Source organism: Bacteroides sp. FSHCM14E1, from assembly GCF_019633785.1.
Lineage (GTDB): Bacteria > Bacteroidota > Bacteroidia > Bacteroidales > Bacteroidaceae > Bacteroides > Bacteroides hominis.
The window spans coordinates 50956-60753 of the sequence record NZ_JADKYL010000019.1 but is presented as its reverse complement, the minus strand read 5'-3'; the positions used below and the strand labels follow the sequence as shown (position 1 = coordinate 60753).

Sequence of the window (9798 nt, the reverse complement as noted above, 5' to 3'; positions counted from 1 at the left end):
CATCAAACTGGGAATGGCAGGAAAGAGGAAAGCATGTGGATGGGATGAGAAAATAAGAGATAAAGTCATTGGTATTGAAAAAATATAGAAAATGATAAGATGTTATACTTATTGAGCGTCCGCCCTGCCCTCTTTCCTTTATTTTCCTGAGATGTGTGCAAATTGTGTGCAATTAGGTTTTATACTGTATTGCTAGGATTTGAATAAATTTTGAGGAAGATTGTCTATGAATTCTCCAAAATAACATCTTATTATATTAAAGCACACTTCATTATCTGCGTCACTGTCAGAACAATTAGGCATAGTAGAATTAAATATCTTATTTTCTGTCATATATTCAATCAATTTATAAAAAGACATCAACATATACTCTTTATTTCCCCAATTTTCGTGATTTGTAGATAATAGCCCATCGCAATCTTGATATTTAATGCATTCTTTTCCATATGCCCAATCTTGTTCAAATACGATATAGAACCAAGATAGAAAATCCGTTACTAATTCATGAAGTTGCAGTTCTTTAGGCGATATATCGGTTTCATTTGCATGTTTAGATTTCTCTATTTCTTCTTTCCTCTTCTGCAATATATCAACAATTATATCTGCGGTTTTTTCTATATTATCTTTTACCAATGAATTAGGAACTCTTAATGTGAAAAAGCCTTTATCTAATGAGAATTTCGTGCGATTTAGGTCAGACAAAGCTTGTCTCGAATCCATATTATGTTGACTCCCGTCAACTTCTATATTTATTTTAAGACATGTTATCGCTATATCAATTGTTTTATGTCCATCGTACTTTTCAAGTTCCGCAGGTACATTTCTCTGTTTCAAAGCTAGATATAACCTTTTAGCATATTCGGTAGCTTTAGACTTTTCTGTAAGCCAGTTTTGACATACTTTACATAATGGAAAACCATATCTACTTACTGCATAGTCGTTTACACTATCATATAAGGGGTAACCGCATTTTAAACAGTTGTGGTTTAAAAACATTTCCATAGTAATCGTATTCTATTCGTTTATATGATTATATCTATGTCTCTCAACGGAATTTTCTATTTCCTTAAGAGACATAGAATGTTATTAAATATCAAAAACTGAAACCAAACAATTTGCCATCATCACCAGAATCATCAAGGGTTAAACACTTCTCTTCTGTGGTGAACGTTTCTAGAATTTCAATGGGCAAATCGTCTTCTATTGAAGTACATATATATTGAATATCATATAGTTTGCAATATTCTTGTACGAGTTCTATGAATTTCTTCTTCTTACGATTGTCCAATCCTTCTAAAACTCCGTCATGATAAACAAAACGATAAAATGAATGTTTACGATATGCGATTAAAACAGCCACATCAAAAGCTACACAAAGCATTTTTCGATAGGTATATCCATTACTTTCAGCTGTAATTCTTGATGACTCAGCTACATCAGTTTTGAATTCTACATTACCATTAGTGTTTTGTGTGACATATAATAATGCTTCGACATTAAACACTGTGCGGAAAACCTCATTGAAGATTTTCTTAATTTCTGCATTAATAGGGTTATCTTGATACTTTATATTATCATTTATCTCCTTTATCGTAACTTCAAGTTTACTATCGATTTCCGATACAATATCCTTTAAGTTTGCAATTTTATCAATACTTTTAAGTTGTTCTTCTAATTTCGAGATTTCACCTTCAAGTCTTGCAAGATTAATTTGATAAGTCTTGAACTTCTTAAATGAATCCTTAGATTGTAAAACATTTAAAGTTTCATTTCTTTGGGCATTTAACTCTTGTAACTTTTGACGTACTTCTTGTAATTCTTCTGTAATAGCCTTAATACGTTCTTTTAAATACTTATTTCTTTCTTTGGTAATATCATTATTGAATTGTACCAATTCTTCGTAGCTTTTACTCAAAGATTGAGGAAAATAGACTTCTACATCAGAATATATGTCTTTCAACTGTTCCATGTCGAATGAAACTGAATTAGCTATGGATTTTTGAGCCTTATCTAATTCATAAGAAAGACTATATTCCAAAGAGTTAAACTCTGCGATAGAATTCTCAATATTATCAACGAGATTCTTATTTAAACTACGTTCTTGTTTATAAAAATTAAAACTATCTATTTGTTTCCTAGTCTCTTCTAATTCTGAATGCTTTAATGCTATTCGTCCTTTTATCTTGTCTATTTCTCCCTCATCTACAGAAAATTCATTTTTAATACTATTAATAAATTTGGTTTGATTTTCAATTTGACTGTCAAAATTATATTTTTGAGTTAACAGCTTTCCATTAAATCCAAGTAGATCAAACATAAAAGGTTTCCAATCAACATGTTTCCCATTTTGGAATTTTCCTAATTGGAATACGTCATTGTAATCATTTTGACCTCGCAAAAAGTATGTTATAGATTTTCTATAATTCCAATTAGTGAGTATGTCAAAAGCAAGATAGGCATTTAAAGCCTTTATGCTTGGTGATAGCCCCATGTCAAGGATATCCCAGTCAGAATCTTCACTTAAACGAGTTTTTTGGTTGTTTCTTTTGAATGATATTTTGTTAGGTTCATTAATGCTACGGCGAATAGTTAAATAGTCGCCTGAATTTAAAAAAATCTCCAAAAATAAAACAATCCCATTAAATTTAGTTTCAAATTTTTTAAAGACATGCTTGTTGTCAATCTGTTTCAGAAGCATAAAATCTAGCACTCCAATCAATGTTGATTTTCCAAGATTGTGTGAATCTTTGGTAAGGTCATATTTTTTAGTAACTTTACCTATTACTAGATTGATACCGTTGTTGAATACAATATCTTTAAAAGTACTTGTATTAGAATATAATTGACTCAATTTCATCGTAGTAATTCTATGGTATCTAAATTCTTATTATATTGTATTTTCCCTAATAAATATAGGAAACTAAGAGTTGATGAAAATACTTCTTTGGTATTTTCTCCTTGAACAAAAACTAATCTATCAAGAAGATCATCATATCTCATTATTCCTGAGGATTGAAGAATCTTCAAGATTATACCTCCTAAATTGAGAATAGAGAGGTTTAAATCTAAATATTTATTAGGAGCTATCATTTAATTTTACCTATATCGCAATTAAAATACATAAAATGAACAAATATTCGAAACAAGTTTCTTCTATCTTTTATTTCTTCTTTGTCTAAATCAACAATAGTGTTAACGATATGTTCTATTACCTCCATGAAAGAAGGGAATTCCCCTCTATGTTGTATTATATATGCTTGTAAGTCAGCGATTGTATTTTGATATTTTAAAGTATACCGCTTGTTTTTGGGGTCTTTGAGAAACTTTTCAATCTCAACAAAATATGGTAACGATTGCTTTTTAATAAAATCAAAATACTCATCACTTAAATCATTCAATAGATTCTTTTCCTTTTTATCAATATTCAAAAGAGAGTTACTACTATTGCATGGAGTGAAATTTAAATAATCATTTACATCACTAAAAAGTAAAATGACTTCCTGAATATCTTTTTCGTAAAATCGTTCGGGAGCATTAAATTTGTGTAGACCAAATTGTTGGACAATTTTGGGATATGATGCTAAATATGAATCAAGTTGTTCTTTTCCTACAACATCTGCATTCTTTATATTTAGCTCCGAAATCAATCTATTGGTAATTTCAGGATGTTCACCACCTGTTAATTTTCTATTAGTAAAGAGTAAATAGTTATCAAAAGGATGTTGCTTTTGAACTTCTAATAAACGATTTATTTCTTTAGAAACTATGCTAGTTTGATTTTTATAAAAGTTGTTATCTGAACAGCTAGCTTCCGATGAAGTTGTATGTTTTGCTTGTATCACAAACACCCCTTCCCATTGTGATGCACATGAAGGAAAATTTTCAGCTTTTCCTTCAAACCAACTGTCTTTCCCTTCGTCTTTTCCTTGGGAGAATGTTTTGCATCCTATACCCAATATATTCTGGCATATAGCAATAATAAGATTCTCAAAATCTATTTCATTTAAGTTCTCATATTGATATTTTGTGCGCATACTTCTCTTTTTTCTGCAAAGTAACATTTTATTTTCAAATTGGCTTAAGTTTTAATAGAATATTTTGAAAATAAGTAGTGTCTTGATTGCCTATTCATATTTCAAGTATATATGTTCCATCGTTATCAATTGTAGAGAATGTGACCTTATTTTTTATGAAATCATTTATCCCGATTGATACGCACAGATGAATAAAACATTGGAGCTGGATAAAAATGCGATATAAAAGGATGAATATCCAAATACATTTCCGTCTAATTGTTTATAAATATCCAAACACCGTTTAAAATTTAGTTCAACACTCTTAAAACGAGGTCATCTCCTATGTAGTCTCTAATCATTTAACAAAGAAGGTAAATACCCGGTAAAAGTCAAAGTTTACCAGGTAACGAAGTGGGCGAAGTAAACGCCATTCTCAGGCTGTCGGACTATGGAAGAAAGAGAGCGACGGTGTGGCGACTGATTGCCAACACTTGCTGGAGTGACATAGGGGCAAAAGGAAGGTATCTGATAGCGGCACTAAATAAGGCAAAAAGGAAATAAACGGATAGGGCAAATCCCCTGTGTATAGTTGACAAAAAAGCAAGTATATTGGCTCTATACTGCAGAGACCTTCAGTGAGGCTAAAAAGTAAAAATCAAACTTAACAAGCTGAAATACAAACTATTCAAAGTTCAAAACATCTGTCAGTAAAAGCTTTGTTTTAACACAGAGTTAAAGTTTATTCTTTGGATGCAAATAACAAGTGTTTTAAATGCAAAAGACTTATTATTTGCACACAAGAATAAAATAAACGGAAATTGACATTAACATTGTTAAACAGTCGGTTTTCCCCATACAATTCAGCTCAACAATACTCCCTCTTAAACCAAAGTTCGAATACAGGATCAGAAAACACATATAGTTCCCCCTCCTTCTCAATAAAATCACGTTCGGTCAGCATACGTTTGTTGCGGGTGATGGTTTGTGCACTTCCCAATTCATATTTCCGCACTACAGGAATAGAATTGAAGCGGTATTCACCATTGGCTACGGCACGTAACATGGCTGTTTGCGCAGCGGTCAGATTTTCAGTATCATTCATGAACATAGGCATATTGGTATCTATCAATTGCCGGGTACGCATTTCAATGGTTTCGTCAGTCACTTTGTCGGAAGTGCCACTCCAGACGAAGTAACACAACTGTTGCAGATACCATGAATGGCACTTCACGATGTCACACAGCTGTTCGGCTTGCTCTTTGCTGATTTCTTTATTCGTCCGCTTGAAGGCATTGACGATAAAAGGTACCCACTCCTCCTTCTTAATCTTTTGCAGGAATAGTACCTGCCCGAAACGATAGAAAGGATTGGATGAGTTGTTGAAAATATCCAGCATCATGTGTCGTTTGCTTCCGTAGAAGCAATAAGATACTTGTTGCTGTTTTTGCCAGACAGAACGCATTTTACCTTCCAGATCTCTGTAGCCGGATAGTTGTGCCAGTTGTTGAAATTCGTCGATGCAGACTATCAGCCGTATGCTTTTGGCTATGGCTATCTTTTCGGGCAATTTCAGTATTTCCATAACATCCCTTTCTTCCAATTCGAATTTCAAGTCAAAAGACATCGTATCGGTAGGGGTGCTTTTCAGCGTGATACTGGGTGAAACAGTTTTTAAAAAGTGTCTTACATCTTCCAATCGTTTTTCAAGCGTAGATGCAGCGCAAGCGATGACTTCACGGGCAAAGATCCGGTAGAACTCGGATTCGGTCTTGATACTGAATGCATCGATATAACAGACACGAACCTGTTTATCTTCATGCATCAACTCGTCCATCGCTACTTTGACAAGTGAAGATTTTCCCCAACGACGTGGAGAGATGAGCATTACGTTAATACCCGAACCTAACAACTCTTTCAGTTGTTTGCGTTCTTCTACCCGGTTGACAAAATTCTCTTTATCGACCAGTGTACCATACTGAAAAGGTGATTTCATAAGCTGTTTCCTTCTTTATCATAGAACAAAGATACAAATTATACATCAATGTATAATACATCAATGTATAATTTTAGTAATTATCCACATTTCTTTCGTCCTTCCACCCGTTTACACTGCATCAATTCACTTAATTTCCTTTTTTGTCACCTCTCTAATTTCAGAAACACGCACATCCCAATAACAGGCATAGAAGCATCATTTTATGGTCACCATGGTTGCTCCGAAACCATATTCCTGGAAAGAAGCATCCTGATAGCGGCAATTACTATATTTTCGCTTTAATTCGTCAATCAATGCTTTGCGAAGCACTCCGTCACCTTTACCATGAATGAAAACTATTTTTTGTTCACGTTTGGTTTTGTACTTCTCCATCACCTCACGGAATTTATCCAACTGATAATTCAGTATCTCGGCATTCCCCATGCCACGTGTGTCATCCAGCAACTCGTTGATGTGCAGGTCCACTTCAAGAATATCATTTTTCCCGCCACGTTTTACGATAGACTGCGACTTGGGTTTATCTACTTCTTTCTTCTGGATCAATACGGATTGCAATTCTTCGGCCGAAACAAATACCTGACGGGTAGGAACATCGTCTTTCACAATGTCATAAACCAGTGCCGGTTGTTCAAAGAAATCGGACTCACGGAAAGTATGAAGTTTATAGAACTTCACCGTATCGATACGCAGCTCCACACAAACCGCAGGTTTCAAAGGCGCTGTCCGTCCATCTTTAAAAGCAATGAACTGAACGGCTACATGCTCCATTTCATTCAGCATATCTTTAGTAAACTCTTCCAGCAAAAGCTTCGTATTGGGTTCCACCAGTCCATGCGAACGGGTTTTCCAAGCCTTTCCTTCGGCACTCTGATACGTATAATACAAATAATAATTGCTGTCATTCACCAGATAGGCCTCGAATGGAGTACTGCTGATAGCTTTCACATCTTCGGGCACATAAGCCAGAAAAACATTTAAAACATCGCCACCCCGCACTTCGGCCGGACGAACTACCGGAATCTCAGGCTTTACCGGTTTGACGGGTTCTTCGGGTTTCTTTGGCGCAGGAGCAGCCTTCCGGGTCATATTATAATCATCCGTATCGATCACCACACACTCACGAATCTGCATCGGGATATCAAATCCATCAGCATCTTCCACCAATACAATATCTTTTCCCCGGAATCCCTTTACGATTCCTCCGCCCACCTCACTGAGGAAGCGCACTTTATCACCTATTTTCATCGTTCTGTTTACAATTTACCATTTACAATCTACAAATTAAGGCAAATATAACTACTTTTGTCGTCGCAAAGAAAGAAATGATGAAAGAAAACCCGAAACATATCCGTATTAGCGAATACAATTATCCATTGCCGGATGAACGCATCGCTAAATTCCCGTTGCCTATGCGGGACCAGTCTAAGTTACTTATTTACCGTCACGGCGAAGTCAGCGAAGATGTATTCACCTCCTTACCGGAACACTTGCCTGCCGGAAGTCTGATGATATTCAACAATACCAAGGTTATTCAGGCACGACTCCATTTCCGCAAAGAGACAGGAGCCTTAATCGAAGTTTTTTGTCTGGAACCGATTCAGCCTAACGACTATGTACTCAATTTCCAGCAAACGGAACATGCGGCGTGGCTTTGCATGATCGGTAACCTGAAAAAATGGAAAGACGGTCCGTTACGTCGTGAAATGACTGTAAAAGGTTTCCCCATCACCCTGACGGCTACTCGTGGCGAGTGTTGTGGAACCAGTCATTGGATAGATTTCAACTGGGATAATCCGGAAGTCACCTTTGCCGATATTCTTGAAGTATTCGGTGAGTTACCCATCCCTCCATATCTCAACCGGGATACGGAAGAAAGTGATAAAGAGACCTATCAGACAGTCTATTCAAAAATAAAAGGCTCGGTGGCCGCTCCTACGGCAGGTTTACATTTCACCCCTCGTGTACTGGATGCCCTGACCGAAAAAGGGATCGACCTCGAGGAACTGACCCTCCATGTTGGCGCCGGTACTTTTAAACCGGTAAAAAGTGAAGAGATAGAGGGGCACGAAATGCATACGGAATATATATCCGTATCACGCAGTATTATCAAAAAGCTGATAGACCACGACGCTTGTGCCATTGCCGTAGGAACAACTTCCGTACGTACCCTTGAAAGTCTCTACCACATCGGTGTAACGCTGGCCAACAACCCGGAAGCTACGGAAGAACAATTGCGTGTAAAACAGTGGCAACCTTACGAAACGGAATGTGACGTACGCCCTGTTGTAGCTTTACAGAAAATATTAGGTTATCTCGACCGTCACGGTATGGAAGCATTGCACACCAGTACACAAATTATTATTGCTCCGGGGTACGAATACAAAATAGTCAAAGCAATGGTCACCAATTTTCATCAGCCACAGAGCACCCTGCTATTATTGGTCTCGGCATTTGTCAAAGGGAACTGGCGTACAATTTACGACTATGCACTCAGCCACGATTTCCGCTTCCTGAGCTACGGCGATTCATCCTTATTAATACCTTAAGATATGCAAAGCGATAATAATCAGGAAATGTTTCCCATCGTAGACGAACAGGGAACTATTACAGGAGCTGCTACACGCGGCGAATGCCATAGCGGAAGCAAGCTATTGCATCCGGTTGTTCATCTGCACGTATTCAACTCAAAAGGTGAACTTTACTTGCAGAAACGCCCTGAATGGAAGGATATACAGCCGGGCAAATGGGATACCGCCGTAGGCGGACACATCGATCTGGGAGAGAGTGTAGAAATAGCTTTAAAGAGAGAGGTCGCCGAAGAATTAGGTATCACGGACTTCACACCGGAACTCCTGACAAGTTATGTCTTTGAGTCTTCCCGTGAACGGGAGTTAGTCTTTGTGCATAAAACAGTATACGACGGAGCAATACATCCCAGCGATGAATTAGATGGCGGACGTTTCTGGAGCTATGAAGAAATCAAAACGAATTTAGGAAAAGGTGTCTTCACACCGAACTTTGAAAGTGAAATAGAAAAAGCAGGGATTTTCTCTTCTACTTCCCCCAAAGAGGCTGTGTAGAAACTCTTTTCGCCACGGAGTAACACAGAGTAGCACAGAGTCTTTTGATTAATAATCAACAACTTAAAATCGTCTCTGTGTTACTCTGTGTCCTCTGTGGTGAGTTTTGACACATTAAATCACTTCTTTTCTATCCAACTGATAATAGTCTCAGAAAAAGGACTTTCTTTAGGAGCTGCGAAACCAACCCAATTTCCATTCTCATCAATCATAAACTTCTGAAAATTCCACTGTACGGGCGCATCCTGCTTCCCGTTCAGTTTCTTCTCAGTCAGCCACTGATAAAGTGGAGCCATATCTTTACCCTTTACCGAAATCTTGGCCATCATCGGGAAAGTAACATCATAATTTGCCGAACAGAACTTGGCTATCTCTTCGTTCGTACCCGGTTCTTGCCCCATAAAGTTATTGGCAGGAAAAGCTATAATCACAAAATTCCGATCTTTATACTGATCGTACAAATCCTGTAACTCGGCATACTGCGGCGTCAGTCCGCACTTGGAAGCGACATTAACCACCAATACCTTCTTGCCTTTAAGGTCTGCCAGTTTATACTCTTTGCCATCTATGGTCTTCACAGAGAAGTCATAGAACGATTTACTCTGCGCAGCCATCGATAATGAGAGTACCAAGACTGCTACAAAAGAAAAAATTGCTTTCATATTCTATTATTTGGTTCATCAAATAATTAACAAGCAGCCCGGAC

At 37.0% G+C, this 9798-nt stretch carries 10 protein-coding genes; 3 read left to right on the top strand and 7 right to left on the bottom strand.

What is annotated here, in order from left to right; translation table 11 throughout:
• Positions 1-192: 192 nt before the first annotated feature.
• From ISX59_RS20280 to ISX59_RS20270, 4 genes are all read right to left on the bottom strand, one after another.
• Complete coding sequence (locus ISX59_RS20280; protein WP_032539706.1) at positions 193-1002, bottom strand: endonuclease domain-containing protein; 810 nt, start codon at positions 1000-1002, stop codon at positions 193-195.
• 91 nt (positions 1003-1093) lie between these two features.
• Positions 1094-2857 carry a DUF2326 domain-containing protein gene (locus tag ISX59_RS20275; RefSeq protein ID WP_032539707.1) on the bottom strand — a complete coding sequence of 588 codons (1764 nt, stop codon included), beginning with the start codon at positions 2855-2857 and terminating at the stop codon, positions 1094-1096.
• Positions 2854-3000, bottom strand: a complete 147-nt coding sequence (locus ISX59_RS21485; RefSeq protein ID WP_350448881.1) for an ABC-three component system middle component 8 — start codon at positions 2998-3000, stop codon at positions 2854-2856. The genes ISX59_RS20275 and ISX59_RS21485 overlap by 4 nt, the downstream gene beginning before the upstream one ends.
• Before the next feature lie 86 nt (positions 3001-3086).
• Positions 3087-4034 carry an ABC-three component system protein gene (locus ISX59_RS20270; protein WP_032539709.1) on the bottom strand — a complete coding sequence of 316 codons (948 nt, stop codon included), beginning with the start codon at positions 4032-4034 and terminating at the stop codon, positions 3087-3089.
• 393 nt (positions 4035-4427) lie between these two features.
• Between ISX59_RS20270 and ISX59_RS20265 the strand changes: the two genes are divergently transcribed.
• Complete coding sequence (locus tag ISX59_RS20265) at positions 4428-4577, top strand: hypothetical protein (protein ID WP_175413933.1); 150 nt, start codon at positions 4428-4430, stop codon at positions 4575-4577.
• Between the two features lie 304 nt (positions 4578-4881).
• On the opposite strand, the gene ISX59_RS20260 is transcribed toward ISX59_RS20265, so the two are convergent.
• Positions 4882-6009, bottom strand: coding sequence for an ATP-binding protein (locus ISX59_RS20260; RefSeq protein WP_005781477.1), 1128 nt, complete (start codon positions 6007-6009; stop codon positions 4882-4884).
• Positions 6010-6207: 198 nt separating this feature from the next.
• On the bottom strand, positions 6208-7257 hold the full coding sequence (locus tag ISX59_RS20255) for a DUF2027 domain-containing protein (protein ID WP_032536980.1): 1050 nt from the start codon (positions 7255-7257) through the stop codon (positions 6208-6210).
• 80 nt (positions 7258-7337) lie between these two features.
• Here ISX59_RS20255 and ISX59_RS20250 point away from each other — a divergent pair, with 80 nt between their 5' ends.
• Complete coding sequence (locus ISX59_RS20250; protein WP_022011084.1) at positions 7338-8558, top strand: S-adenosylmethionine:tRNA ribosyltransferase-isomerase; 1221 nt, start codon at positions 7338-7340, stop codon at positions 8556-8558.
• A 3-nt stretch (positions 8559-8561) separates the two neighbouring features.
• Complete coding sequence (locus tag ISX59_RS20245) at positions 8562-9092, top strand: NUDIX domain-containing protein (protein WP_005808522.1); 531 nt, start codon at positions 8562-8564, stop codon at positions 9090-9092.
• Between the two features lie 119 nt (positions 9093-9211).
• Here the strand turns inward: ISX59_RS20245 and ISX59_RS20240 are convergent, their stop codons facing one another.
• A complete protein-coding gene (locus ISX59_RS20240) occupies positions 9212-9754 on the bottom strand; it encodes a glutathione peroxidase (protein ID WP_005808524.1) in 543 nt (180 codons plus the stop codon).
• Positions 9755-9798 lie beyond the last annotated feature (44 nt).